At 70.5% G+C, this 26,561-nt stretch carries 22 protein-coding genes; 10 read left to right on the forward strand and 12 right to left on the reverse strand.

Annotated elements, in window-relative coordinates:
- Window positions 1-56: 56 nt before the first annotated feature.
- The gene (locus IEX37_RS15350; RefSeq protein WP_188757253.1) at window positions 57-3,893 is read right to left on the reverse strand and encodes a PA14 domain-containing protein; all 3,837 of its coding nucleotides are present in this window, start codon (window positions 3,891-3,893) and stop codon (window positions 57-59) included.
- Entirely contained in the window at window positions 3,893-4,843 is a 951-nt protein-coding gene (locus IEX37_RS15355) for a hypothetical protein (protein WP_188757254.1), read from the reverse strand. The genes IEX37_RS15350 and IEX37_RS15355 overlap by 1 nt, the downstream gene beginning before the upstream one ends.
- Window positions 4,844-5,053: 210 nt before the next feature.
- Here IEX37_RS15355 and IEX37_RS15360 point away from each other — a divergent pair, with 210 nt between their 5' ends.
- Window positions 5,054-5,707 (forward strand): hypothetical protein, encoded by a 654-nt coding sequence (locus IEX37_RS15360; RefSeq protein ID WP_188757255.1) that lies wholly within the window; start codon window positions 5,054-5,056, stop codon window positions 5,705-5,707.
- Window positions 5,708-5,837: 130 nt separating this feature from the next.
- Here the strand turns inward: IEX37_RS15360 and IEX37_RS15365 are convergent, their stop codons facing one another.
- Together IEX37_RS15365 and IEX37_RS15370 are read right to left on the reverse strand one after the other, a co-directional pair.
- Window positions 5,838-6,269, reverse strand: a complete 432-nt coding sequence (locus IEX37_RS15365) for a ribbon-helix-helix protein, CopG family (RefSeq protein WP_188757256.1) — start codon at window positions 6,267-6,269, stop codon at window positions 5,838-5,840.
- Window positions 6,266-6,553 carry a hypothetical protein gene (locus IEX37_RS15370; RefSeq protein ID WP_188757257.1) on the reverse strand — a complete coding sequence of 96 codons (288 nt, stop codon included), beginning with the start codon at window positions 6,551-6,553 and terminating at the stop codon, window positions 6,266-6,268. Before IEX37_RS15370 ends, IEX37_RS15365 begins: the two co-directional genes overlap by 4 nt.
- A 187-nt stretch (window positions 6,554-6,740) precedes the next feature.
- Between IEX37_RS15370 and IEX37_RS15375 the strand changes: the two genes are divergently transcribed.
- Entirely contained in the window at window positions 6,741-7,586 is an 846-nt protein-coding gene (locus IEX37_RS15375; protein WP_188757258.1) for a hypothetical protein, read from the forward strand.
- Window positions 7,587-7,789: 203 nt separating this feature from the next.
- Here the strand turns inward: IEX37_RS15375 and IEX37_RS16185 are convergent, their stop codons facing one another.
- Both IEX37_RS16185 and IEX37_RS15380 read right to left on the reverse strand, forming a co-directional pair.
- Window positions 7,790-7,993: a DUF8813 domain-containing protein gene (locus tag IEX37_RS16185; RefSeq protein ID WP_505735618.1), complete on the reverse strand. Its 204-nt coding sequence runs from the start codon at window positions 7,991-7,993 to the stop codon at window positions 7,790-7,792.
- A 66-nt stretch (window positions 7,994-8,059) separates the two neighbouring features.
- Window positions 8,060-9,256, reverse strand: a complete 1,197-nt coding sequence (locus IEX37_RS15380) for a Fic family protein (protein ID WP_188757259.1) — start codon at window positions 9,254-9,256, stop codon at window positions 8,060-8,062.
- A 501-nt stretch (window positions 9,257-9,757) separates the two neighbouring features.
- Here IEX37_RS15380 and IEX37_RS15385 point away from each other — a divergent pair.
- Window positions 9,758-10,576 carry a helix-turn-helix domain-containing protein gene (locus IEX37_RS15385; protein ID WP_188757260.1) on the forward strand — a complete coding sequence of 273 codons (819 nt, stop codon included), beginning with the start codon at window positions 9,758-9,760 and terminating at the stop codon, window positions 10,574-10,576.
- 117 nt (window positions 10,577-10,693) lie between these two features.
- Here IEX37_RS15385 and IEX37_RS15390 read toward each other — a convergent pair whose 3' ends face one another.
- From IEX37_RS15390 to IEX37_RS15410, 6 genes are all read right to left on the reverse strand, one after another.
- Entirely contained in the window at window positions 10,694-11,197 is a 504-nt protein-coding gene (locus IEX37_RS15390) for a DUF4411 family protein (protein WP_188757261.1), read from the reverse strand.
- The gene (locus tag IEX37_RS15395; protein WP_188757269.1) at window positions 11,197-12,351 is read right to left on the reverse strand and encodes an ImmA/IrrE family metallo-endopeptidase; all 1,155 of its coding nucleotides are present in this window, start codon (window positions 12,349-12,351) and stop codon (window positions 11,197-11,199) included. The genes IEX37_RS15390 and IEX37_RS15395 overlap by 1 nt, the downstream gene beginning before the upstream one ends.
- A gap of 533 nt (window positions 12,352-12,884) precedes the next feature.
- Entirely contained in the window at window positions 12,885-13,016 is a 132-nt protein-coding gene (locus tag IEX37_RS16085) for a hypothetical protein (protein ID WP_268236551.1), read from the reverse strand.
- Between the two features lie 4 nt (window positions 13,017-13,020).
- Window positions 13,021-15,666, reverse strand: a complete 2,646-nt coding sequence (gene lanKC / locus IEX37_RS15400; RefSeq protein ID WP_188757262.1) for a class III lanthionine synthetase LanKC — start codon at window positions 15,664-15,666, stop codon at window positions 13,021-13,023.
- Window positions 15,667-15,935: 269 nt separating this feature from the next.
- Window positions 15,936-16,583 (reverse strand): response regulator, encoded by a 648-nt coding sequence (locus IEX37_RS15405; protein ID WP_188757263.1) that lies wholly within the window; start codon window positions 16,581-16,583, stop codon window positions 15,936-15,938.
- Complete coding sequence (locus tag IEX37_RS15410) at window positions 16,580-17,821, reverse strand: sensor histidine kinase (protein ID WP_188757264.1); 1,242 nt, start codon at window positions 17,819-17,821, stop codon at window positions 16,580-16,582. Before IEX37_RS15410 ends, IEX37_RS15405 begins: the two co-directional genes overlap by 4 nt.
- A gap of 166 nt (window positions 17,822-17,987) precedes the next feature.
- On the opposite strand from IEX37_RS15410, the gene IEX37_RS15415 reads away from it, so the two are divergent.
- The 7 genes from IEX37_RS15415 to IEX37_RS15445 all read left to right on the forward strand — a co-directional run.
- Window positions 17,988-18,584, forward strand: coding sequence for a TetR family transcriptional regulator (locus IEX37_RS15415; protein ID WP_229663320.1), 597 nt, complete (start codon window positions 17,988-17,990; stop codon window positions 18,582-18,584).
- A 435-nt stretch (window positions 18,585-19,019) separates the two neighbouring features.
- On the forward strand, window positions 19,020-20,141 hold the full coding sequence (pstC, locus tag IEX37_RS15420; RefSeq protein WP_229663317.1) for a phosphate ABC transporter permease subunit PstC: 1,122 nt from the start codon (window positions 19,020-19,022) through the stop codon (window positions 20,139-20,141).
- A 10-nt stretch (window positions 20,142-20,151) separates the two neighbouring features.
- Entirely contained in the window at window positions 20,152-21,477 is a 1,326-nt protein-coding gene (gene pstA / locus IEX37_RS15425) for a phosphate ABC transporter permease PstA (RefSeq protein WP_188757266.1), read from the forward strand.
- Entirely contained in the window at window positions 21,474-21,668 is a 195-nt protein-coding gene (locus IEX37_RS15430; protein ID WP_188757267.1) for a hypothetical protein, read from the forward strand. The genes pstA and IEX37_RS15430 overlap by 4 nt, the downstream gene beginning before the upstream one ends.
- Entirely contained in the window at window positions 21,665-23,389 is a 1,725-nt protein-coding gene (locus IEX37_RS15435) for a phosphate ABC transporter substrate-binding protein PstS (RefSeq protein WP_229663318.1), read from the forward strand. The genes IEX37_RS15430 and IEX37_RS15435 overlap by 4 nt, the downstream gene beginning before the upstream one ends.
- A 14-nt stretch (window positions 23,390-23,403) precedes the next feature.
- Entirely contained in the window at window positions 23,404-26,112 is a 2,709-nt protein-coding gene (locus tag IEX37_RS15440) for a hypothetical protein (protein ID WP_188757268.1), read from the forward strand.
- Between the two features lie 148 nt (window positions 26,113-26,260).
- A partial coding sequence (locus IEX37_RS15445) for a hypothetical protein (RefSeq protein ID WP_229663319.1) occupies window positions 26,261-26,561 on the forward strand: 301 nt, incomplete at its 3' end.

Consider the following 26,561-nt stretch of genomic DNA (forward strand, 5'->3'; position numbering starts at 1 on the left):
CGAAGGATCACACGGTGACCGCGCCCACGTTCACAACGGGGCCGGCCACCGAGCGGTTACACCACTATGCGGGACGCCACTCCGTCGACGCTGACGTTTTCGAGATGTGCCGTGTGTCTCTCATAGGTGTACTCGATGTCACCGGCGGGCCCGCTCACTCTGACTGTCCGGCCCAGGCGGTCGTACTCGGTGGTCGTTGTGAAGCCGCTGGCGGTGTAGCTCACGGCACGTCCAGAAAGGTCGACGCGGCTCACGATCTCGTTGTGCGGCGCCGGGGCTGTGTCCTCCCTCACGGCGCTCAAGAGCGGGTCGCCCCCGAGCGCATAGATGTAGTCCACGGTCTTGGAAGGGGCGTAGTCGGTCCCCGGCCAAGTTTGGGTCAGGATCCGGCCGCGGGAGTCGAAGTAGCTGCACTCCCATTCAGTTGAACCGATGCTCCCGGCGAGGCCTGTCCGCGAGCCGACTTGGCGCCCCGCCGCGTCGTACACGAACTGCTCGACGCGCGCCTCCGCCGCTCGCCCTCCTGGCGCGGGCCCGGTGCGCTGCTTGGGGAATCCCCCCTGGGGAGTGTCATTCCGGACCCCGCACACAGAGGCGATGGGGCGCTCGTTTCCGTCGTAGTACTCCGTCGCCCAAGTGTTGCCAGCAGGGAGAGTTCGCGTCGTCTGCCGCAGGAAACCTCCCTGGGTGGGATCCTCGTAGCCTGCTCGCGTCGCGAGCGCGAGCCCATCTGGATCGAGGATCGTCGCGGTCGCGAGCCCGTATTCCGGACCGATGTGCGCGTCCGGATCCGCGAACTGCGTCTCGGTGACTCTCCCATCTGGATCGGTCGTGCGGGTCAGCAGGCCGTAAGCGGGCCGCAGGTGGTCCACAGGGATATAGGAGTCCTCGAACCGGCGAGGCAACCCCGGCCCGACCCAGGTGAGCGCGGTTTCAGGCCGTGCCGACGGATAGAAGACGGGGCTGCGGTAGTCGACACGGATCCGATGCCAGCCGCCACGCTCGGCGAGATACTCGCCGCTGTACAGGAGGCCCCTTTGCAACCAGTCGCCGACCCGCCAGCTGTCGACCACGAGAACATCGTCGATCCAGACGCGCACTTCCTGCCCCGCAGCTGAGCTTCGGAAGGAGAATCTTCCCGCTTGCGGAAGGCGAATCTCGCCGGTGAGCCGCATTGACCAGCCTCCGTCCTCGCCGGGGTCGACCGGTGGAGACGTGTCTTCCCACGAGACCCTCAGGGTGTCGCCGGGCAGACCGGTGCCGTACGCCGCCGGCGCTCCCGTCAGGAAGCTGTTGTCCCAGTACGCCACCGCGAGGTGGGTCATGTCGGCGTCGTACTCATTCTTCGTATGCGGCACCTCCGCACCATCCCGAGGCCGCCCATCCACGAAGTCCGAGCTGGGCGCTGGCCCCCAGGTGTCGGTGAGCCTGCCCGCGACATCGTAGGCGTACACGGTGTGCAGATCGCCTGGCGCCGTGCGGCTCACCACGCGGTCATGATCGTCCCATTCGTACACCGTCGTCTCGCCGGAAGAGCTGGCGTCGCGCACAATCCGTCCTCGATCATCGTGAGCGACCTGGCGCGCCCAGCCTCCGTCACGCGCACCTTCGAAGCCGTCCAGGAAGACCTCGGTCGTGGCGATGCCCGTGTCGTCCGATCTGTCGTGGTACCGGTAGTCGGTGCGGGCGCGAGGTTGGTTCTCGGACGGCTCGGGCTTGGAGATCGCGGTCAGCCGGCTCTGATCGTCGTATTCCAGAGTGGTCCTCACTCCGTCGTCGTCTGTCCGCAGCCCTGCCGCGATAAGGTCGGCGGCGAGGGGGTCCCGGATGGCGGTGAGATTTCCCTGCGCGTCGTAGCCGAAGTCGAACAGAAGTGCGCGGCCGTCAGGGTCGTTGCTGCGGTCGCCGGTGTTGCTGACCCGGATGAGCCGACCGGAGCCGTCGTAGGACAGGACGGACTGCGCGCCGTCCCAGAAGCGGATTCGGCAGAGCATGCCGGAAGGGCCGCTGCACCCGTTCGGCGCGTAGTCGAGATGTACCGAACGCTCTGAGACCGGATCTGTCACCGACGTCAGACGGGGCATCTGGCCGCTGTACCCGAAGATCGGCGCTGCGGGGGTTCGAACGTCGGTGATGCTGGTCACTTGCTCAAGCTGCCCGTCGGGCCGGAATGTGTACAGGAGTCCGCTGGTCTGTAGCGCGAACCGGCCTTCGCCGTCCACGGTCAGGTGGTCGCTGCTGCCGGCCGGCGGCGCGTATCCGCGCGCGGAGGTGCGGCGGAAGCCGTGCCCGCTGCCGTCGGCGGCGCGGAGGACGACTTCGTCACCGAGATCCGTGAGACCGACCCATGCGACGGAGCCCGCGCCTGTCGATAGCTGCCAGCCATCGGGAAGCATCGCGCTGTCCTGGCTCAGCCAACCCGGCTGAACGACGTATACATCGTTGCCCCGTTTCGCCACCAGTCGGATCGACGCCTCGCCGGCCTCGCCTCGAAGCTCGACGCGGATGGGCACCTTCGCGCCCGGCGTGAAGGAACGTGCGGGCGCCAGATGGGTGATCTCCCACGCGCTGCCGCGAGGACTCACCCACGCGTCGGCGGCTGGTGAGGATTCACCGTTCAGATAGAGTCTCGCGCCCCCGTTGCCCCGCAGCTCGGTGACTGCGAGGCCGATCTGCCAGGAGCCGCTGAGCGGCATGCTGAGGTAACCGCTCCACCGGGCGAGGAAGGGACCGTCGCCGAGGCTCTCGACGGCGGGTGATCCATCGAGCCAGTTGAAATCGATCAGGGGGTCCACCCGCTGCATCCGCTTGTGCACTCCGGGGGCGTCGAAGCTGCGGGCGATCTTGGGGTTGCTGAAGTACTCGCCGACGAGCCCTGCTCTCGACTCGCCGCGTGAGTTGTACACGAGTGATGGAGCGATCTCTCCGCCGACCGTGGCGAGAGTGCCAGTCGGGACCGAGACCGCCGCGTTGCCGTTGACGAGATTCGCGTTCACGGAGGCGCCCGACACCGATGGAGCGGGGCTTCCCTCCGACGGCGTCTCCGTCACTCCGGGCACGCTCCCGGCGTCCTCGGTCGGAGCCGGTCCTCCGCTCCCGAGTTTCAGATCGATCCGGAACTCGCGATCCGTGGCGGCGTCCGGTTTCAACGGCTCGATGTACCGCGGCACGTGGGGCAGATCTGGGTGCGTGATGTCGAACGACGTGTACACACGGGCGAAGTAGGTGGCGCCCTCATGCAGGGCGTGGTCCGGCACCGTCCAGGTGGTCTCGGTGGTCCATCCCGACGAGACGACGGACGCGACGCCGCCCCCTCGCCCCGTCGACACTTCGAAGCGGTAATACACGGTTCGGTCCGCCGACACGGGCGTGGCCACCAGGGTCGGCGTGCGTGTCGGCAACACCGCCGCAGTGGGCGCTTCGAGGCGCGTCGTGGGCGGCGGTACCTCCATGCGCAGGGTGAGGCTGGGCCAGTAGGTGCGCATGGTGCCGTTCCGGGACTCGTCGCCCACGAAACCGATCCACCGGTTCTCGAGGCCCTTGTCGAACCAGCCGTTCACGAGCCGCGAGAGCCAGGTCTCGAACGTCGGCTCCTCCCAGACGATGACGCGGCCGGTCGGCCCCTCGTACTGCGTGGGGATGTTCCCCCAGCCGTTGTCCACCCGCGCGGAAGTCACGCCAAAATAGGACCCCATCGTCGATTCATAGGGAGTGGCCTGTCCGCCACCTGGCGTCGGGTCGCTCGCGTCGCGGAAGATGCGCATCGAAGCCCCGGTGACGCGGTACTTGTGGCCGACGTTCTTCTCGAGATACTCCGCATAGTCGAAGAGCACGCGTCCGCGCCAGGTCAGCCCATTGGCGTCCCGACCGATTCGGAAGAGGTCGCCGTTCACTACCGGGCGTTGCCGTTGTTGTAGCTCTCCGCGCGGGCCGCCCACGGCCCGGGAAGCGTCACGACCAGCGCCGTCGACACGCTGAGCGGGAAGATGCTGCTGGCGGCGCTCGCCAACCACTCGGCGTCGAGTGTGATCGCGAGTGAGCTCTCGTCCTCGATCAAAACGGTGGGTTTTGCCGCCTCGGTCACATCGTTGCCCTCTGCATCAGTGACCGTCGACTCGGACAGGAGGTACACACGGTCTCCCGAGACGAGCTCGATGCCGTCCTCACCTGCTCGGGCGGCAGCCTCACGCAGTTCCAGGTTGAAGCGCGGGCCTGCTTCAGGGGAATCGATCACCAGGCGCTGCTGGACAGTTGTCTGACCGACCGTGTACTCGAGCTTGGCATCGGGCCACACATCGTCGTAGACGGCCGTCGAAGCCTCCTCCTCGTCTGCCTGAGGAGCAACCGCTTCGGGCGCGACGGGATCGAGGGTGACGGAGGTCTCGCCGTCCTCGATCGTGAGGCCGCCCTCGGTCGCCGGTGCGAAGCGCGCCGTCCATGAGTTGGCGGCTGATCGCAGCACCGCGCCGTCCTGATCCGGAACGAGTTCCGTATCGATCAGCTCCCACGAGCCATCGGGTTCTTCGAACAGCCGCGGTCCTGCGTAGAACTCGACCTCCCGGCTCCCGTCAGGCAGCTCGAAGACCCGGCGATCCGCGGCGCGCTCCTCGACGACCTCCACCCGGTCCGGTTCGGGCGCGGCCCCGTCCTTGGTGCCTTCGTGTGGCTCGGGGTAGGTGCCGGCGCTCTCGCGCCCGGCTGGAAGTGTGGGCACTTCCGGCTCTAGTTCGGGCGATTCGATCAGCGGGACGTCGTCTGCCCAGGTGATCTCGTCGTCCTGCTCGGCTGCCCTGCTGGCACCCGCAGGGACCAGCTGAGCGGGCAGCACGAGCGTCAGCGCCACCAGCATCGAGAGCGTGCGGTAGCCGGTGGGCCGGGCGGTCATCAGGGCCTCCTGGGTCGGACCGCGGCTGCCGGCCGGGTCGCAGTCGGGGGAAACACTCGAAGTGTTCCACGCCCGGTGCGCGGGGCACACCCATCCTTTTGGATGGACTTTCGCCGGGGTCGGGCGGCGATTAACCGTGGCCGCACCGAGGTTCGGTAGGGTACCCGCGTGAATCGCGACTGGCGGGGTATCGTCGCCCTGCTCGCGCTCGCCGTCGTGCTGTCCGGCTGCGTTCCGCCGCCGCCCACGTACCGGCCCGTGCCGCATCCGGACCGCTGGATCGAGCTGCGCGAGGCGTGCCCGGAGCCGGCGGTGCTCGATGCGTTGGCGATCGACTACCTGATCCATCACGCCCGGGGAACCCGGCATGCGCATGCCACCTGCTCGTACGGCGGATCCCGGGTGCGGGAGAGGAGCAGCCACCTGAGCGCGTTCATTCAGTTCGACACTCTCGAGGACGACCTCACGCCCGCCGAACGTCTGGAAACCAGCCTGTCGGATCGCCCGGCCGCGCGAGAACTGCCCGCTCAGGCCGGCATGCGTGCGTACCTCGATACGAGCTCGCCGGGGCTTCCGGACGCGCCGCTGCGCGTGGGTGGGATGGAGAGCGGCATCGTGCTCGCGCTGGCGCCGCTCTGGAGTGAGGATGCGCCCGAAGCGCCCCGGGAAGGGTCGCGGGAGGCGTTCGTGGCGGTCGAGTGGTGGATCCAGCCCGAGTCGGTCCACGACCCCGCGGCGATGGAGGAAGCGCTGATCGAGTTCGTGCGCCAGTATGTGCAGCGGGTGGCGGCGCAGCTCGCGGAGCACGCCGGCCCCGGCTGAGACCGGCGCACAGATGCACCTGTGAGCGGGACGCCGCGTCGCTCGCGATCACAGCACAGTCGGATTCGTCCTCGCTGATGTAGACGTTCTCGACGCGGGTATCTTCTCGTGAGGTTCAGGTATCAGCGAGCTAGGAGGCGCGGAGGTACTGCGCCAGAGCGTCGCGCATGATCTCGCTCGGTCGGCGGTGTTCGGCCGCGGCGCGGCGTCGCAGCTGCTCGTCCAGCTCGTGCGGGAGGCGCACTTGCAGCTTGGGCGATTCGCCCCGCGGCCGCGTGCTGCCCACGCTGGGGCGGCCGAGCCCGCGGGCGATTTCGATCAGCTCGTCCACCTCGGCCTCACTGACGATCTCGTGGGCCGGGGGCATCGGAGGAGTGGGGGCGCCAATCTCGTCGACGTCGCGGACGTCGAGCTGCCGGTCCATGTCCGTCAACATGCCGTCCAGCTGTGCCTGTTCCTGCGGTGTGGGGCCGGGCAGGACGGGGCCGAAGTCACCGTCGTCCATGCGCGCAGCGAAGGCCGCGTAGCGGGCCTCCTCGTCGGGGTTGGGCTGGGTGGTCATGGCGTTTGCCCCTTCCTCTGTTCGATGATCTCGCGTGCTCGTCGCTTCGTCTTGTCTTTCAGGTGCAGTACGTGGAAGACCTTGGCGACCGGGGGAGCGCTCCTGTTGATGAAGACCTCGAGCATCCGCCCGTCGCGGGCGGGGCCGATGAACAGATCGAACGGCTTGCCGTCCTCGATGTCGATATCGAAGTGCTCCAGCACGAACTTGCGGTGACGGATCGCGTGCTCTGCATCCTCCTGCGGGTAGTGCTTGAATGCGCTGCTTCGCCATTCGATCGCCATCAATAGTAGTGTAGTCCAAAAGTCGGTTACGTCGCTACGCCAGCTCGGCGGTCTTGTCGGGCCGGAATCCGCGCCAGCTGTCCCGGCCGCCGTCGATGATCACGATCGGGAGCGCTGTTCCTGCCTCCCGCAGCAGGTTGCGCTGTTCCTCGCTGAGGTCCGGCGCGTCCGATAGGCTGCGGCCATCATGTACCCGACGGTGCCGGCCGGCGAGGAGGCGCACGCCCCGCTGACGCGCGCGGACGAGCTGAGGCGCATCGAGACGCGCACCGAGCGTGTGTTCGCCCGCACCATCGGTCCGGGGCGCCTCGTGGTCGACCTCGCCGTCGCGTGGGTCGCGCTCACGGTCACCTTTATCGGGCACGGGTACGCGATGGTCGCAGCCGCGGGGCTCGCCGTCTATGCGGTCATGCGGCTGCGCGGCGTGCGGCGTCGGTGCGCGCAGGACGCCGAGGACGCGCTCCGCGACATGGAGCGCGCACCGGCACCCGGGTCGGTCGAGGACGTCCCCGAGAGGTTGCTCGACGTCCCCGACGCGCAGTCCATCGCCCAGCTCGACCGCATCGTGCGCGCGACATGGGCGCCGCGGCACGCGCGGATCAGCGGCGTCATCCTCACTGTCGTGATGATGATGGAGGTGCTGGCGATCAGCGCAGCCGCCGTCGTGATCGTGCTGAGCGTGACCTCCGTCGTGGATCTCATGGCCGACATGGGCATCTGGCTGTGCATGCTGGCCGCCGGGCTCGGCGTCCCGTACGCCGCCGGTGTGATCTACACCGCGGCCAGCTCGCAGACGGCCGCGGTGTTCGTCCGCCGGGCGGAGGAGGCGTTGGCGCAGGGACGCCTGCCGGTCGGCGACCTCGACCCCGCCGGAGCGATCCGGCCGACCGGGGACGGCACGTTCGAGCTGGATCGGCGCCGGCTCCCGGCCCACTTCCGTATGCGACCGTCGCCGACCCTCACCCGGGCCTGGGCCGCGCTGCCGGTCTTCCTCGCGGCGTGCGCCGCGCTCCTGGCGCTGACGACTCTGTAGATCGGGGTTGCGCGCGTGCCGCGTGCGGTGTGAGCCTCCGGCTCGAATCCCGCGGTGCGGAGGTCATGGCCGGCCCAGAAGTCATACCCGGCTCGCCCGCTGTTATGACTTAGGTGCCTAAGTCATAACAGCGTGGCGGCGTGGGCGGAGGCCTCGCATCCGCCGCGCGATGCTGCTCGTCGACGGGAGGGCTACGCGGCGGATCAGGTCACTCCCAACTCCGCCGCAAGGTTCTCGAAAGTCGCGTGCTGCCTCGTGCCGCGGAGGCGATAGGCCTCTCGGTATGTGGTGGAACCCTGGTACGTACTCGCGATCACGGCCTGAGCGAACAGCCGGCTGAGTCGAATCGGCTGCGTGCGGTAATAGTTGCCGCCGCCGGACTCACCGCGCCGTGCCAACTCGGCCATCACGCGGTCCCGTTCCTCGGAGTAGCGCGCCCGATGGTCCTCTGCGACCGAACGAGGATCAGGTCTTCACGAGCCGGCGCGCTGTCGTCGTCCTGCGCGCTCGGCGAAGCGGTCGACCGCGTGCAGAATCTCGTCGCTGCGCCAGAACGTGCCGGCACGGTGCTCGGCCTTCACGGTGAGCACGCCCTGCTCGGTCAGCTCGCGTAGCAGAGGGTACGCGTTCTGCGGCCGGATGCCGAGCTCCCGCGCGACGAGTGCTGCGTCCACCACCGGAGTCCGTGCGACCACTTCCAGGACACGCCATACGCCGCTGTCGCTGCGGGCGCGCACGCGCTCGCGCCACCCGGCGCGGACTTCGTCGATGTCGGACACCAGTTCGCGCGCATTGGCGACGGCGCGGACGCTCGCCTCTGTGAATCGAGCGACGATGGGCTCCGGGTCCCCGCTCCGGTACGCGGTGAGAGCGTGATGGTACCCGTCCACGTCCGCCAACAGGCCGCCCGAGACCGGCACCGCGACGCTGCGGGTCACCGCTCGGTGCCGCAAGATCGCCTGCGCGAGTGCGCGGCCCGTTCGGCCGTTGCCATCGGTGAACGGATGGATCGTCTCGAATTGCGCGTGCCCCACGGCGGTGAGCGCGAGTGGGGTGATGTCGGTGCGCCGGATGAACGCCACGAGATCGTCGATGAGCGCCGGCACGCGGTCCCATCTCGGCCCAACGTAGTCCGCGCCGATCGGGGACCGTGACGACGCCCCGATCCATACGGCCTCCTGTCGCCACTGACCGGGGGTGTGGCGGGGTAGTTCGGCCATCAGGACGGCGTGCATCTGCCGGATCGCCTCAGGGCTGATCGCGTCGGCTGACTCGATCGCGGCCTGCAGGGAGGCCGTGTTCGCGGCGATGAGCGTCGCGTTGCGGGCTCGTCTGGCGCCGAGCTCGGCTGTGAAGATCGCGCGAGCGCTCGCAGTCAGCTGCTCGATCTGGGACGAGGCAGCGGCCTCGCTGCGCAGCAGCACGGGGCCGAACGCCGACACGCGATGGCCCAGCTCCGCGTCGAAGCGGCTCAACTCGCGCGTGGCGTCGTCTGCTGCAGACAGCGCAGCGGCGGGAAGCTTGAGGTCGGCGCGCGCGATCGGCGGGGGGACGGCCGCTGCGTATTGACGGGAGCCCCCGACGTACGCGGAGAGTCCTGGCCCCATCGTCTCAGCGGGCAGGGGGTCCCACCGCAGCGTCTCGTAGGTCACGGCCGGCCAAGAAGTCATACTCGGCCCTCCCGAAATTATGACTTAGGTGCCTAAATCATAACGGCACGGATGGCGACTCTGCGCCGCAGCGCCTCACCGGCCCCACGATCCCGCGGCCGTCGCGCGCATCCCGTCCTCAGCGTGGCGGCGGCGTGAGGCCGAGACGGCAACGGAGCGGCCCCCAGCTGCCGGCAGTGGGGGCGGCTGGTGAAGAGGTTCGCTACGCGGTTCGGGAGTTTACCCAGCGGATGAGGTTGTTGCGACGGCGCTGCTGGATCTCGCGCGGCGCCGCTTGGGCCGCGCTGCCGGTCTTCCTCGCGGCGTGCGCCGCGCTCCTGGCGCTGACGACCCTGTAGATCGGGGTTGCGCGTGGCGCGTGCGGTGTGAGCCTCCGGCTCGAATCCCGCGGTGCGAGGTCACAGGCCGGCCCGTTGACGGGGAAGTGATATCCACGAAATCGGTCTGACTCGGCCCGCACCTCGGTACGATTGCATATACGCAAACGACGAAGGGTGAGCTGTGGACGCGGCGACGATCGTGAAGCGTGTGCGCGCGCTCACCGGTGTCACCCGCAAGGAGCTCGCTAAACTCGCTGGACTCTCGCCCTCGACGATCGGGCGGATCGAGCAGGGGGCACTGGATCCGACGTGGGGGACACTCTCGCGCATCCTCGAAGCGACCGGATACCGGATCAACGGGGATGCCGTGGTCTCCGCCGGCGACCCCACAGCGATCACCGCTGCCCGGCCCGTGCTCGAAGCGCTGCTCGCCCCCGTAACCGCAGCGCTGACGGGCGCGCTTGCTCCGACCGAAGGGAACCAGCCGACGGCGAGTTCGGTCGTCAACCAGTGGTTGGGCCGGTGGGCGCGCGCAGGATGGCTGTCTGAGCGGGCAGACGCGGATGACGTGGTGAGCGTCGCGGTCGCTGCGGGCAACGCCAGCAAGATCGCCCGCCGCAACGTCGCCCGCCGCAACGTCGCCGCACCCGACGGGTGGCGCGCCCTCGCACAGCGGCTGGGGGAGGAGAACATCGACTACGCCGTCTCCGGGCTCATCGCCGCCCGCCCGGATCGGGCGACCGCGACAGCGGTGAGCCCCGTGATCTACGTCGACGATCCGAGCCTGGCCGTGACCCGGCTCTGCCTGGAGGAGGTCGCGGCGGGCCGTGGCGTCCTGCTGATCGCTCCCGGTGGTGACGAACTCGCGCGCGTGGAAACCGATGGTGGCATCCGGTTCGTCTCACGCGCGCAAGGCGTGCTCGACGCTTTCGCGGGCTCCGGCCGGGAGCCCGACAAGGCTGAGGATACGCTCCGCTCACTGCTGGCGGTGTCGGCATGACAGGGGACTTCGACGACCTCGAGATCGAGATCATCACGTCGCGGCGAGCACTCATCGACGTCATCGCGGGTCTCGCTGATCAGCCAGCTCACGCGATGCTGCTCGTCGACGGGAGGGCTACGCGGCGGGTACGGCGGGTCTCAGATCGAACTGCGCACCGGTCTGGCGGAGCATCTCGAAGGTGTCGGTCGCGCTGACCCCCATGCCGAGGCAGGCGTCAGGGATGAGCACCCTGGCCCTAGCGTTGGGTTGAGACCGCTCGTGAGTCACGACGGTGTGCTGGTGGGCGCGCGCGTACGCCACGAGAAGATAGTCGGCGTTGCTGCCGGTGAAATTGGCGAGAGCGGCCTGGGTGTAGTTCCGGGACGTGGCCCACGCCGTCAAGTCGCCGAAGTGGTCTGTTGTGCGCTGGTCGACCGCGCGGAAGAACGCCGGGTTGTCCCGCGCCCAGTCGGCCAGCTCGTCTTTCCCGTCGAGCAATTCGTCGCGGACAGGGTCGATGCTGCAGGCCAGCGACTGATCGTGGGCACGATCGAGCCAGTCCCAGAAGCCGGGCGCGATATCGAACGCGTAGTAGCGATTCTTGGCTTCGATGAGCACGTTCGCGTCCACCAGGTACATCAGGTCACTCCCAACTCCGCCGCAAGGTTCTCGAAAGTCGCGTGCTGCCTCGTGCCGAGGAGGCGATAGGCCTCTCGGTAAGTGGTGGAACCCTGGTACGTACTCGCGATCACGGCCTGAGCGAACAGCCGGCTGAGTCGAATCGGCTGCGTGTGGTAATAGTTGCCGCCGCCGGACTCACCGCGCCGTGCCAACTCGGCCATCACGCGGTCCCGTTCCTCGGAGTAGCGCGCCCGATAGTCCTCCCATGTAAAGAACTGAGCATCGAACAACCGCTTGAGGATCACGAGCGTGCTCACCCGGTACCTCCTGGCCAAACGCTTCAGTTCCTCGACAGTGGCCGCGCCGCGGTAGTCGCTGCGCAGCGCCGCCAGCGGCACGAGGACCTCGGCGGCGACCTGGTTGCACCACAGCTCCTCGGCGGTGCCGTCCGACGCCGTCATCGAGGCATCCGAGAGCGCGCTCTTGCCGAGCCAGAGGTGTGCCAGTTCGTGGATGAGGGTGAAGATCTGCGCCGCCTTGGTGTCGGCGCCGTTGACGAAGATCAGAGGCGCGCGCGGGTCGGTGAGAGCGAACCCCCGAAACTCTTCGGGGTTGAGCCTGCGGTGTGTGTTCGCGCCGACGACGCCGTTGATCATCACGAGGACGCCAATGTTCTCGATGCGGTCGATCAATCTCCGCAGGGCTTCCTCCCAGTTCGAGAACTTTGGTCGTTCTGCCAGATCGAACCCCAGTTCGTCACGGATCTCACCGGCCACGAGAATGGGGCGCGTGTCGGTCACAGCGGAACCAATGAAGGACGGACCCACGACGCCGTTGTCCTGCGCGTACGCGCGGTACCACTCCTGACGCGCCTGGCAGAGGTAGATCGTGTCGAGCAGATCCGCCGAGGGGCGGGGCACGGCCGCGTTCCCGATCGTCCGCATGTCCGGGATCGGGACCTCCTCGTGCGGGGGTTCGGTGAGGAACAGTAGGCCAAACGGGGTGTGAGTATCGTGGGCGAACTTCTCCAACTGCTTCAACGTCGGCCGCACGGTGCCTGCCTCCCACTCATCGAGCTTGGGAGCGCGCCGTCGGGCGGTCTGTGCGTCCCAGCCCGCGCGCTCGACCGCCCAGTGCAGCAGGGCGGGGGCGACGTCAACCCGCACGGCCATCTTGCTCACCTCCGCTCGTCTCGTCGTGGGGCGCCTATCGGCTGACAGTCTATGGAGCGCCAGCGACACGCTCGCTGGTCCTCCACGAGCCTGACCGGGCGACAGAGGCTTTTCGCTTCGGCGGATCCCGAAGCCCGGCCCCGTGCGATCCGCGCCGAGGACCGCACGCGCAAAGGACGAGGAGATGCGCGGGATCGAGGGTCGCTCGGGACGGGGCGTCCTCGATGTGGCGCATCTCCTCGCCCGCGAGGGGGATGTCCGCGGATAGGTGACAAGGACGCGGACGCGCCCCCGCGCGCGGGGGAGACACACACGGGGCGGGCGGCCCAGCCCCCCTTGCCGACCAGCCCGCCCCGTGTGCGTTATGTCACCCGTGCGGGGCCCGCGCAGCGCGGGGCCCGTGGCCCGCCGGCCCCGCGGCGCGGGGGCCGGCCCGGGTGGCTCGTGGTGCGTGCCGGGGGCCGCGGGAGGCGGCCGACACGCGAGGTCCGCGGCCGTCGCACGGGACGCGACGGCCGCGGAACCCGGGATCGTCAGCAGGTGAGCGAGTGCGTGCTCAGCTGCGGGCAGGTCAGGCTGTACGTGCTCAGCGCGGCGGGCGCGTAGTCCAGGTCAGCCGAGGCATCGAGCGACTGCAGGTTCAGGAGGAACTGCGTGGAGCGCATGGGTTCACCTCCTCACCGCGGTGCGGGGGGCGGGTTCGCGAGCGGGGCTCGGAACGGGGTCGGGGAGAAGGAGTGGAATCAGATCGGAGGCGGGGCCGACGGGGCTGGCGCCTTCGCAGTGGGCGCTGTAGGCCTGCAGTGCGGTCAGGACCCCTGCGGATCCGGTTGCGAGATCGAAGGAGAGCCGCAGCAGGTGGCTGCCGGGGAAAGCGATCCCCACGCCGTGCCGAAGCGCGTGAAGGCGCAGCGCGCGGACGTGCTCATCGAGCGCGTCGAGCGCACGCGGCGAGGCGACACCGAGCCGGTCGAAGGCGACGAGGACGTGGATGAGCCCCGCGCGGCCCCGGAAGAGCCCGGGCTCCATCGTGAAGTCCGTGCTGGCGGCGGCCGTGACGCCCGCCACGACCTCGCGGTAGCGATCGGAATCGGGAAGGTGGCAGAGCAGCCTCGCTGCCACAAGCCCGATGCCCGCGGACCCCTCGGCGAGATAGGGCAGCAGCCGGCGGCCGTCGTCGAGCTGGAGCGATCCGTCCGGCGCCGTGCGGCAGCGCGCGAGATCGGCGTCGAGGGCGTCGATCGCCAGGTGGAGGTGCTCGGCGTCGCGCGTGACCTCGAACAACCGCAGCGCGAACAGCGCGGTGCCGGTCGCCCCCCACATCAGGCCGGCTCGACCGCGCTTGTCGCCGGAGGCGGCGGCGTCGCGGCGGCGGCGGAGGATGCGTGCGATGCGCCGCGCGGGGCCGAGAAGGCGCGCGTCGCGCGCGAGCTCGGAGAGATAGAGCAGCCCGACGCCCGGGAGCCCGGCGTAGAGGTCGTCGCCGAGCTCCTCCGGCTCGGCGGCGCGGATCCGGGTGAGCAGGGCATCGGCGCGGCAGTCGTCACCGCGCTGCCGCGCCCACCAGGCGAGCCCGGCGAGGCCGTCGTACAGCCCGAGCCGTGCGGGGGCGTCGTCGGCGAGCTGCTCGTCGATCGCCGCGTTCAGCCACATCACCCCGATCGGATCGACGCCCAGGTCGCACGCGTCGAGGGCGTGGAGGACGCCCGCGGCGCCGTGGGCGAGGCCGGCCGCGTTGTCGGGGAACTGCGCGGGATCGCCCGGCCAGGCGCGGTCGGCGCGGGAGAAGTCGGCGGACGCGCCGAGCGAGCGTCCGATCATGACCTGGATCCCCAGCATGCCGTCGTCGCTCGTGACGTCCCAGGCGCGCAGCACCGCGTCGGCGTCCTGCGCGAGGCGGGAGGATCCACGCGGAGGGGGTGTCGTCAGTGGTCCGCGCAGCTCGTCGAGCCACGCGTCGTCGAGCGCGAACCGCTCCCGCGCGTAGGAGAGCAGCTCGTCGAGTTTGGCCGGGTCGAGGGGCAGCAGCACGGTGAGCGGGCAGAACAGGGCGAGCTTGATGCACGCGAGCGCGTACAGGTCTGCGTCGACCCCGCCCCGGCGATCGGGCGCGACGTAGCCGGCTGCGCCGAACTCGGGGCGGGCGTTGTCGCCGGCGGGGCGGCTCAGTTCGAAGTCGATGAGCACGACGCGGTCGTCCGGCGTGACGAGGACGTTGCCGGGGTGCAGGTCGCCGTGGGTGGAGCCCGCGGCGTGGACGCGCCGGATGGCGGCGTCCACCTCTCCCGCGATCGCGAGCGCCCACTGGCGGTAGACGAGGTAGTCACCGGGAGAGGCGTCGGCGCGGATGGTCGGGGTGCGCGCCGTCATCTGCTGGTTCAGGCTCTGGCCCTCGACGTGCTCCAGCACCAGGAAGTGGTGCCCGTCCAGCTCGAAGACCTCGCGCACGGGCACGACGCCGGGCCCGGCGAGCGCGCGGAGCTGCGCCGCTTCGTGGTGCAGCCGGGTCACTGCATCCCGTCCGTCCGGCGTGAGGCCCGCGTGGGGGCGCGCCTCCTTCAGCACGACCCGGTTGCCGGTGCCGTCGACGGCCGTGTACACGCCGCCTGCGTTCGAATAGTGCAACGGGCGGATGTCCTGGTACGCGAAGCCCTCGGGCCGACTGCCGTCGCCGAGCAGTCGCTGCTGTTCTTGGAGGAAGCCGGGCACGGCCACCCAGGGCGGCGGCATGAATCCGGCGTCGCGGCGGTCTTCGTGCGCCGTCCCGTCGGGCGCGCGCAGAACGGGGATCAGGCGGCCGTCGTCGTCGCGGGTCCAATCAGGGATGAACGCGCCGTAGCGCACGAACAGGGGTCCGTCCTTCCAGCGCAGGTCGGAGAGCACGTAGGGCGCCGGCGTGCCTCCGACGCGCGCGTCGAGGTCGAGGAGCACGCGGTGCAGCTGCTCGTCGTCACGGGGGTAGACCGTCAGGGCCTTGCCCGCGGCGCCGCGGCTCGCATCCTTCGCGTTCTGCATCCGCACGGCCTCGCGGTCACGGAGGTGCTTGAACGGGATCTCCTGGGCTCCGCAGTACGCCGAGACCTCGCGCAGCAGTCGGTCGATCGTCTCCGGTGTGGCCGCGACGTGGATCTTCCATCCCTGCGGCGGCAGCGTCGTGTCGGCGGGACGCCAGGACACCCAGACCTCGTTCTCGGCTCGGACCCAGCCGGTCCAGTCGATCTCCTCGGCCGGTGCGAGCGGGGCGGCACGAGAGGGGCCGGGCACGTCGTAGAAGAGCGGATGAGCGCGCGCGAACTTCGCGTAGCTCGGATCCATGAGGCCTCCCAGAAAGCGCCCGAGACGGCGCTCGGGTCCGCGCCCGGCCACGCCGTCGGGTACTCGTCGGGTGCTCGAGCCAGCGTCGCCGTACCCATTCTCGGAGGAAGCTCTCCCCGGGGACACGTGCCATCGGTGAGCAGTTTCGATGAGCCATTCGGCTCTCCGTGAGCCATTCGGCTCACTCGCATCCGTTCGGCTCGCCCCCGTGCCATTCGGCTCCGACTGCCGCACGGCACCCGCACCGCCCCGGTGTCTCCGCCCCGCGCTCAGGCGATGTAGCCGTTGCGGAAGGCCCACGAGATGAGATGGGAGCGCGTGGCGAGGCCGTGCTTGGTCAGCATGCGCGCGATCGCGTTCTTCACGCTGCCGGGCGTGATCGAGAGGTCCTTCGCGATCTCGCGATTGGACTTGCCCTCGGCGATGCCGCGGATGAGATCGCGTTCGCGCGGGGTGAGCGCGGAGCGCGCCGGCTCGTCGACCCGCAAGCCCGTGCGGCGCCGGCCGAACTCTGTCAGCACCCGGCGCAGCACCGAGGGGGTGATCACCGACTCGCCGCGCGCGGTGATGCGCACGGCCTCGGCGAGCTCGTCGGGGCTGAAGTCCTTCAGCAGCAGGCTGGTCGCCCCCGCCTCGATGGCGCCGAACACCTCGTCGTCGAGGTCGAACGTCGTGATGCCGATGACGTGCGCGGTGTGGTCGCCGCTCGTGATCGCGCGCGTCGCCGCGATGCCGTCACCGTCGGGCATGCGTAGGTCCATCAGCACGACACCCGGCCGCAGCCGCTCCATCGCCTGGAGGGCGGCGGGCCCGGAGCCGGCCTGGCCCACGACAGCGATGTCGGCGCGGCCCTCGAGCATCATCGCGAGCCCGCTGCGGACGACCGGCTGGTCGTCGACGATGAGCACGCGGATCACGCCGGCACGCTCCGGCTGTCGGCGGGCAGCGACGCCTGGGTCTCCCAGCCGCCGTCCGCGGTCGGTCCGGCGTGCAGGCGCCCGCCGAGAATGGTGGCGCGTTCCTCCATACCCATCAGTCCGTATCCCTTGCTGTCGCGGCGCTGGGGCGTGGCGTCGGGCTTGGTGTCGGGCCGGGCGTTCGCGACGGTCACCAGCACCTCACGGGCCGTGCGGCGCACGCGGATGGTGACGTGCGCGCCGGGGGCGTGCTTGCGCGCGTTCGTGAGCGACTCCTGGATGATGCGGAAGCACGCCAGCGATGCGGCGGGGGAGAGCCGGCTCAGGTCGCCTTCGACGCGCAGGTCCAGCCCCGGATGCAGCGCGCGCACCGAGTCGATCAGGTCGGGCAGGTTGCCCAGCGACGGTAGGTTGAGCGAATCGGTGTCGCCGTCGCGGAGCACGGCGATGACATCGCGCAGGCTCTGCATCGCGCGCTCGCTCTCCTCGGCGATGGCGTCCACCGCGGCGTCGACGGCCTCGGGGCTCGACGTGCGCAGATGCCCGATCGCCTTGCTCTGCAGCATGATGCCCGAGAGGTGATGCGTGGCGACGTCGTGCAGCTCCCGCGCCATCCGGTATCGCTCCGAGGTGAGGGCCGCCTGCGCGCGGATCTCGGCAGCCTCCGCCTCCACCCGCGCCCGCGCCTGCTGCGAGGCGTAGAGTGCCCCCGCGAGCAGCGGCAGCAGATAATCGGGCAGGATACGCAGGATGAGGCGCATGCTCGTGGTCAGGTCGAACGCGCTGTCGAACACGCGCACCAGCCCGAGGTAGATGCCCAGGTCGAGGGCCACGGCTGCTCCGAGGATGGTGAGCCACACTCGCGGGGGTGTGCGCGCCGTGACCGCGAAGGTCGTGAACAGGAAGGTCACGCTCACGGCGAGGCCTCGGTCGACGACGAGAGCGATCGCCGCCACATGCAGGATGTACACGGCGGTGAACACGGCGATCGGATGCCTGGCGAGCCACACGAGGGCGAGCGACTGGGCGACGTGCAGCGACGCGATGCCCCACACGCTCGCGGCGCTGATGCCGGGGAAGCCGTTGTCGGGGGAAAAGAAGCTCGTCTCCAGCGCGACCCGGGCGAGCAACCAGGCCGCGGAGAGCACGGCCATGACGGCCGCCCACATCCACCCAGGAAGGAGCAGGCGCGCCGGGGCATCCACGGGCGCCGGGGCGCGGACGATCCTCTCGAACACACGTACAGCGTGCCTCATCCGGGAGCCTGCGATGTCCTGGGAAGCCGAACGGCTGGCAACGAGCAGCCAAACGGATCGCGCTGGGGCGCCAAACGGACGTAACGATGCGTCATATGGCATAGCCTGTCCGGGTGACAGGACGACCGGGAGGGGTGACGCCGTGAGCATGCGTCCTCCCGCCGCGCGCGTCCGCGACCCCGAGCGCACGCGTGACGTCGTGCTCGACGCTGCCGCGCACGAGTTCTGGCTGCACGGCCTGGAGGGCACGCGCATCCAGCTGATCCTCGACCGCGCAGGCACCACCAAGGGTGGCCTCTACCACCACTTCACGAGCAAGCAGGAGATCGCCGAGGCGCTCGCCGACCAGCAGTCGGGTCGCTGGCAGCAGCTGATCGACGACGTGTCGGCGTCGGGCCGCGGGCTCGAGGCGATCGGCCGCTTCCTCGCCGGCGCGGCCGCGCACGCGGAGGCGGAGGTGCGGGCGCGCGCCGTGCTGCGCATCGCGGGCGAGCTGCCGCAGCCGCGCCACGCGGCCGGCGTGGGCGCCTGGCGCGACTTCGCGATCCGCGCGCTGCAGCAGGCGATCGCCGACGGCGAGGTCTCGGACGCGATCGACATCCGCGCCGCGGCGCTCGCCGTGGTCGACGCGCTGTTCGGCGTGATCGTGCTGCCGGCCGAGCACGAGACTGCCGGCTCCGCCGCCGGGCGCGCCGCGGCGCTGTGGGCGCTGCTGGAGCCCGGGCTGCGCGCCACCGCCCGCTGACGGGCCGCCCCGCTACCGACCGAGTCGTCCGCCGCGACGCCGCCACCGCCGTCACGCGACCCGATCGCGACAATTCGCTTCGAGTTCGGGTTGAGACTTTTCCCGACCTTCCGGTCGGTGCGGCGTCCTGCCCGCCGAGCGAGAGAAGGCCTGACGTCCCGCGGGATCCGGCCCTCCGTCGCCGGATGGCCGAATCCGCATGGCCCAAAGTGGTTTCCCTGGCGTTCACCTTCCGCTTGCCGAATCGTCATGGCAGAACCGACGAAACGGTTTGCAAACCGCCGCCGGGCTGAGGCAACATGAGCCGTGTCGAGCTCCCGCCCAGCGGTTACCCAGCTCGGACCCAGATCCCGGTTCCCCCGGAAACAGACCACACGGTCGGAGGCTCGTCTCCGGCCGTTGCCCCCGCACGCCCTGATGGGAGGTGGACAGAGCATGCCCGAGACCGACGAGATCCGTGCCGAGCGCGACGCCTTCCGCCGCCTGGGCATCGAGCCGGAGCCGGCCGGGGGCGCCGCGCCCCCCGCGGAGCCCCCGTGCGACGCGGCCCGCCGTGACGGCGAGAGCCGCGGTGGCGGGGATGGCGGCGACCGCCCCCGCGCGCTGCCGACGGTGCGCGGGCTCTCCGACAACTTCTTCCGCGGCGCGTCGCACGGCGGCGGCGTGATCGTGCTGGCGATCATGACGCTCGTCGGCGTGTTCCTCGCGCTGCGCGGCGCGGAGGCCATCTCGGAGGCCGGCTTCTCGTTCCTCACCGAGACGGACTGGGAGCCGAACTCGGGCCGCTTCGGCATCGCCGCGGTGCTGTTCGGCACGATCGTGATCGCGCTGATCGCGATCTCGGTCGCGCTGCCCCTCGCGCTGGGCGTCGCCACCTACATCTCCGAGTACGCGCCCGCCGGCCTCAAGCGGCTGCTGACGAACATCGTCGACCTGATGGCCGCGATCCCCTCGGTCGTGTACGGGCTGTGGGGCATGTTCTGGCTCGAGGGCAACCTGCTGCCGGTCGCGCAGTGGATCTCGACCTACCTCGGCTGGATCCCGATCTTCTCGGTGCCGCAGTTCGATCACACCGACCCGCTGGCCACGCCGACGGTGTTCACCGCATCGGCGCTGCTCGCGGGCCTCGTGGTCGCGATGATGGTCACGCCGATCGCCGCCTCGATCATGCGCGAGGTGTTCAGCCAGGCCCCGCTCGGCGAGCGGGAGGGCGCGCTCGCGCTCGGCTCGACGAAGTGGGGGATGATCCGCAACGTCGTCTACCCCTTCAGCGTGGGCGGCATCGTGGGCGGCACGATGCTCGGGCTGGGACGCGCACTCGGCGAGACGATCGCGGTCTACCTCGTGATCTCGCCCGTGTTCGTCATCAACTGGCACGTGCTGGCCACCGGCACCAACTCGATCAGCTCGCTCATCGCGCTGCGCTACGGCGAGGCGTCGCCGTTCGAGCTGAGCGCGCTGATGGCGGCGGGCCTAGTGCTGTTCCTGATCACCATGGCCGTGAACTTCGCTGCCGGCTTCATCGTCAACCGCTCCCGCTCGGGCGCATCGAGCTGAGAAGACCGACATGACCACGCAGATCACCGCAGACGCCCCGCCCTCCGCGGCGTCGTCCATCGTCACCGACCGGGTGCAGCGCCGGGCGACCCTGCCCGGGCGGATCACCCGCACGCACGTGCCCGGCCGCGACGGCCGCCTCCACGTCACGCGCCCCGAGGCGCGCCGCGACCTGTCGGTCATCCGTCGCGAGGACATCCTGCGCATCGTCGGCGCCGCGCTCGGCGCGCTCACCGCGACGGGGTGGCTGTTCACGCAGCTGCTGCCCTTCCAGGGCGTCCTGCCGTTCGCGCTGATCGCCTACGTCCTGTTCCTGGCGCTCTTCGTCGTGCTGATCTCGTTCGACGAGGACCGGGTGACGATCGTCGACCGCGTGATGGCCGTGGTGATCCACTCCGCCGCGCTGCTGCTGCTGCTGGTGATGTCGGTGGTCGTGGTGTTCACCCTGGTGCGCGGGTCGGACGCCTTCCTGCAGCCGAACTTCTGGGTCGAGGACCTGTCGGTCACGGGGCCGCTGGAGCCGCTGACCCAGGGCGGCATGGCGCACGCCGCGCTCGGCACGCTGATCATGATCTCGATCGCGCTGGCCATCTCGATCCCGCTGGGCCTGCTCACGGCGGTGATGATGGCCGAGTTCCCCTCGCCCTTCACGCGCCTGGTGCGCACGGTGTGCGAGGCCATGACGGCGCTGCCCTCGATCGTGTGCGGTCTGTTCATCTACGCCACGTACATCCTGATGTTCGGCTTCGACCAGTCGGGCTTCGCCGCCGCTCTGGCGGTGACGATCATGATCCTGCCGATCATCATCCGCTCGGCCGACGTGGTGCTGCGCCTCGTGCCGCAGACGCTGAAGGAGGCGTCGCTCGCCACGGGCGCGAGCCACTGGCGCACCGTGTGGCACGTGGTGCTGCCCACGAGCAAGTCGGGCCTGATGACCGCGATCGTGCTCGGCACCGCCCGCGGCATCGGCGAGACGAGCCCCGTGCTGCTGACCGCCGGCTGGACGACGTTCTTCAACGCCAACCCCTTCAGCGGCGCCATGGTGTCGCTGCCGTTCGCGACGTTCACGCTGGTGAAGAGCCCGGAGCCCACGCAGATCGCGCGCGGCTTCGGCGCGGCGGCCGTGCTGATGGCCCTCGTGTTCCTGCTCTTCCTACTCGCCCGCATCATCGGCGGCAAGGGCCCCGGCATCCTCTCGCCCCGCCAGCTCGCCCGCGTGCGGCGCCAGAGCGCGCAGGACATGGAGCGCATCGAGGCCCGCGCGGCGCACGACCTCGCCCCCACGGGGTTCGCACCTGGCGGCGAAGCACGACCGACGAGAGAGGCGGGCCGATGAGCGAGAGCGAGTGGCCGGAGATGCGGATCCTTCAATTCTCGACCGAGTTGCTTTCGGACATGGTGGTGCTCGTGTACGAGCCGGTCTCCCAGGAGGAGCTGGACGCTTACGCTGACTTGATCGCCCCTCTTCTCGTGGAGCGCTACGAGCGAGAAGCACGCTCCCGGTACGGCAGGGAGGGGGACCGATGAGCGTGTCGCGCGAAGCCCGCGTGTTCGGGCCGGGGCGCATCGCCGCCGTGATGCTGGGCCTCGTGATGGTCGTCACGGGCGCGGTCGGAGGCCTCACCCCGGCCCAGGCGGTGGGCACGGTGCACGCGCCGATCACCGGCTACGGGTCGACGTGGTCGGAGAACGCGCTGCAGGCGTGGGTGCGCAACGTGTGGAGCAACTACCAGTGGCGCATCGACTACAACGGCAACGGCTCCACGCAGGGACGCAACGCGTTCGCCAACGGCACGGCCGACTTCGGCGTCAGCGAGATCCCCTACGCGATCGTCAATTCGAACGAGGCCGACACTCGCCCCAACCGCAAGTTCGCCTACATGCCGATCGTCGCGGGCGGCACCGCCTTCATGTACAACCTCACGATCGCAGGCAAGAAGGTGACCAACCTGCGCCTGTCGGGCGAGACGATCGCCAAGATCTTCACCGATGAGATCACCGTCTGGAACGACCCCGCCATCGCCGGGGACAACCCCTCGCTCGACCTGCCGGGCATCCCGATCGTGCCCGTGGTGCGGTCCGACGGATCGGGAACGAGCGCGCAGTTCACGATGTGGATGCGGCAGCAGCACCCGGCGATCTGGGACGCCTACTGCGGCAAGGTGAGCCGCCCCCTGGTCAACGGCCACTGCGGAGTCACGAGCAACTACCCCGTCTCGCCCGGCTCGAAGATGGTGTCACGCGCGCGCGCCGACGGCGTCGCGGGCTACGTCGCGCAGCCCCACGCCGCGGGCGCCATCACGTTCGTCGAGTACTCGTACGCGCTCGCCTCCGGCTTCCCGGTCGTGAAGATGCTCAACGAATCGGGCTACTACGTCGAGCCCCGCGCCGGCAACGTCGCGGTGGGGCTGCTGAGTGCGCACATCAACGAGGACGAGTCATCGCCGGAGTACCTTACGCAGGACCTTCGCAACGTCTACACCTCGCAGGACCCGCGCGCGTACCCGCTCAGCTCCTACAGCTACATCATCCTGCCGACGGCCCTGGAGTTCGGGTTCACCGCGAACAAGGGGCGCACCCTCGCCGACTTCGGCGCGTACTTCCTGTGCGAGGGGCAGCAGTCGGCCGAGGTGCTCGGCTACAGCCCGCTGCCGATCAACCTCGTGCAGCGCGGCTATCAGCAGGTGCTCAAGGTGCCCGGCGGCGACCCCGCAGTCAAGGACCCGGTGCGCGACTGCAACAACCCCACGTTCAGCCCCGACGGCACCAACCGCGTCGCGAACGAGACGCCGTTCCCGCCCGACTGCGACCGCAAGGGCGGCCCCGCGCAGTGCGCGGAGGGCACGGGCGGCGCGCAGGACACGCCCACGGGCGGCGGCGCCGGGGGCGGGCACCAGGGCGGCGAGCAGGCCGGCGGCGGAGGCCGTCAGGGCGGCGGCGCTGGCACCGGCGGTGCGGGCGGCTCGCCCGGGGCCGGAGACAACGCCGCCGGGGGCGACGGGGTGGATGGTCTCGGCCTGGCGGACGTCGACGCGATCGGCGGGGGCGCCGTGTCGGGCCCGCTCGTGCTGTCGGGCTCCCCGCAGCAGCTCCCGTTCTCGCAGCCGGGCGTCGTGCCCGCGCTGGCGATCCTCGGCGCCGGCAGCGGCCTGCTGCTCGCGACCGTCGCACCGCCCCTGCTGGGCAAGCGCGCCCGCAAGACCCTCCTGCCCACCCCGACCCGCGGCTCCCCGCGCCCGACCCGCTGAAAGGGGGACACACCGTGACCGCATCCGTCGTTCGCATCCCACGCACCGGCCTGCGCCGCTGGACCGCGCTCCTGGCCGCCGCCGCGGTGGCCGCCGGCCTGGTATCGCTCTCCCACCCCGCCCCCGCCGCGCAGGCGACCGAGGCCACGGACTCGGCGGTCACGGTGAAGTGGGCCGGGGGGAACGCGCCCGACCTCCAGCGCTACCAGCCCGACCACGCGGCGCTGACGAGCGACGGCGCCGGCGCCGGCGGGGACGCGGGATCGGGCCACTGGAACGACTTCAAGGACCTCGAGGTCACGGTGTCGCAGACGCGGGGGCTCCGCGACCAGGCCGTGACCGTCACCGCCAAGGGCCTCGCTCCCACGGTCCGCACAACAGGCCAGGGCGTGCGGAACTACCTGCACGTGTTCCAGTGCTGGGGGCCCGACCCGCTCGCCGACGACTTCGCGCAGACCTGCCAGTGGGGCGGATACTCCAACAAGGAGGTCGGCGGCAGTATCCCCCCGACGATCCGAAACCTGTTCGGCGACGACTCGAACTCCATCATCGGCCGGGGGGGAGTGCCGTTCCGCGCCGTCACCGGCGACGTGTCCGCGCCCGAGCAGATCTACCCGGGCGGCCCCGGCACCAGCGGCTTCCCGACCCAGGGGATCCAGCACTTCTTCACCGCCTCGACGTCCAACGAGCGGCCTTTCGTCCCGGTCGCCGCCGACGGCACGGCGCGCACGAACTTCGTCGTGCAGTCCGGCGCCGCGCAGCCGTACCTCGGGTGCGGTGACCGGCGGTCGGCCGCCGGCGAGCGCTGCTGGCTGGTCGTGGTGCCGCGCGGCAGCCACTCCGGAGCCCTGCCCGACGGCCCGGTGTGCGGCCGTCCATTGCCCGACAATTCGTACGGGCGTCAGACAACGATACAGATCGGCGAGCCGCTCTCCCCGGACTGCAGCTTCTGGGACAACCGCGTCGTCGTGCCGCTGGACTTCGACGACCCCTACCTGTCGTGCCCCCCGGGCTCGGCCGAACGCGGGGTGGTCGGCAGCGAGCTCGTCAGCGACGCCCTGTCGTCCTGGCAGCCGCGGCTGTGCGCCGGCGCCGACGGCGCCGCCTTCAACCTCACCACCAACACGGGCAACCTCGCGCGCGCCCAGCTGCTGACCGGCCAGACCGGGATGGTCGCCGTGTCCCGGCCGCTCACGGAGCGCACGATCGGCCCGACCGACCCGTCGCTCCTGGCCCAGGCCGACGTGCGCTACGCTCCGCTCGCGAACACCGCCCTCGTGATCGGCTTCGTGGCCGAGAGCCAGCAGGGAACCGTCTACTCCGACGTGCGGCTCACCCCCCGCCTGATCGCCAAGCTGCTGACCCAGTCCTATCGCGGCAACGTGCCGTACATCAACGCGTCCTGGAACGCCGCCAACCGCGTGAGCGAGTCGTTCGCGGCGCTGAGACTCGACCACCTCGTGGACGACGAGGAGTGGGGAGCCCTCGGCAACCCTCCCGCCCCAAGGGGGCCGGGCGAGGGCGTCGACCGCGGCGAGAACGCCTGGGTCGTGGTCGGCCCGCACGGCGACGACGCGATCGCGCAGCTCTGGGAGTACGTGCTCGCCGACGCCGACGCGGTGGCGTTCCTGCGCGGCGAGCCCGACCCGTGGGGCAATACCGTGAACCGGTACTACCTCCCGCCCGACCACGATGACGCGGCGGGCGGCGGCTACGACCTGCTGAGCGCCCCGCCGGACGCGTTCCCGAAGATCGACCAGTCGCTGGTGCCGACCGCCGCCACCGCGGCGACCGACTACCGGGGCATGCAGATCGACTCCACCAGCTTCCACCCCTACTCCGCCTCGTTCCAGGCCAACGCCGTGCGCATCGCGAACGTCGATCGCCGGATGACGAACCGGTGGGACAAGGACAGCCTCGCGGGTTGGACGGCCGAGCCGCCCCTCCTGCCGCTTCTCACTGGGCGGTTGCTCCTGGGCCCCGTGACCGCGTCGGCCGCCGAGCACTTCGGCCTGCACGCGGCGCAGCTCGCGCTGCCGCTGGAGGAGACGACCACCGCCGAGACGGTGCGCACCGCCCGCGAGTTCGTGCCGTACAGCGACGGGACGGTCGCGGCCGCCGTCGCGGCCGCGACCGTCGATCCCGACACGGGCATGGCCGTGCCCGACGCCGCGAGCCTGCCGCCCGGCGCCTACCCGCTCGCCACCACGCTGTACGCCGCCGTCGACCTCAACTCGCCGCGCCTGGACGCGCCGGCCCGTGCCGACTACGCCCTCCTGCTCGACTACGCCGCGGGGCAGGGCAACGTTCGCGCGACTGCGCGGGGCGGCCTGCCGGACGGGTACGTCCCCCTCACCGAGACGCAGACCGCGGCGGCCCGGCAGCTCGCGGCCGCGCTGCGCGGGGAGGGCGGGGACCCGGACGACGACGGCGGCCCGAACGAGGGTGGCGGACGACCGGCCCCGCACGAGGGCGCGGGCGGCGTGGACGGCCCCGCCGGGTCCGGCGGGCCGGGAGCGCGCGGCGCCGGGCTGTCGGAGTCGGCGGCGGCCGAGCTGCAGCAGTCGCAGACCAGCGTGTCCGCCGCGGACGCGGTCGACGCCGTGCCGACGGCGGCGGTCAGCTCGCCCGCCGCCCGGGCGGTCGGCGCGGCGATGCTCGCGGCGGCGGCAGCGCTGGTCGCCTCGCCATTCCTCCTCCGGCGAAGGGACGCCGGCGGATGAGCTGATCGCGGCCGCGCCGGCCTCGCGCAACTCCCACAGACACTCAGCGGCTCCGATAGCCGATGAGGAGGCCCCCCACCTCGCCGTAGGAAATCGAGATGAGGGGCCGGGCGTAATGAGAAGAAAAGATAGCAAGGAGATCACTCCCATGCAAAAGAAGAACCGCTGGATCCTCGGAGCCACCGCGACCGTCCTCGGCGGCGTGCTCGTGCTCGGGGGGTCGCTGCCCGCCGTGGCAGACCCGACCGGTGCCCCGGTGTACCGCCTGCTGAACGGCACGGGGTCGGACACCACGCAGGACCTGAACAACGGCCTCGCCGCGGTGGTCCGGCACGGTGGCCAGCTGGTGATGGCGTCGTACGACGCCACGCTGCCCGATGGTGCGGACAACTGGATCCAGACCCGCTTCGGCGGCACCTACATCCCGCGCCCCAACGGCTCGGGCCAGG

The organism is Microbacterium album, assembly GCF_014643695.1.
Taxonomy (GTDB): Bacteria; Actinomycetota; Actinomycetes; order Actinomycetales; family Microbacteriaceae; genus Microbacterium; species Microbacterium album.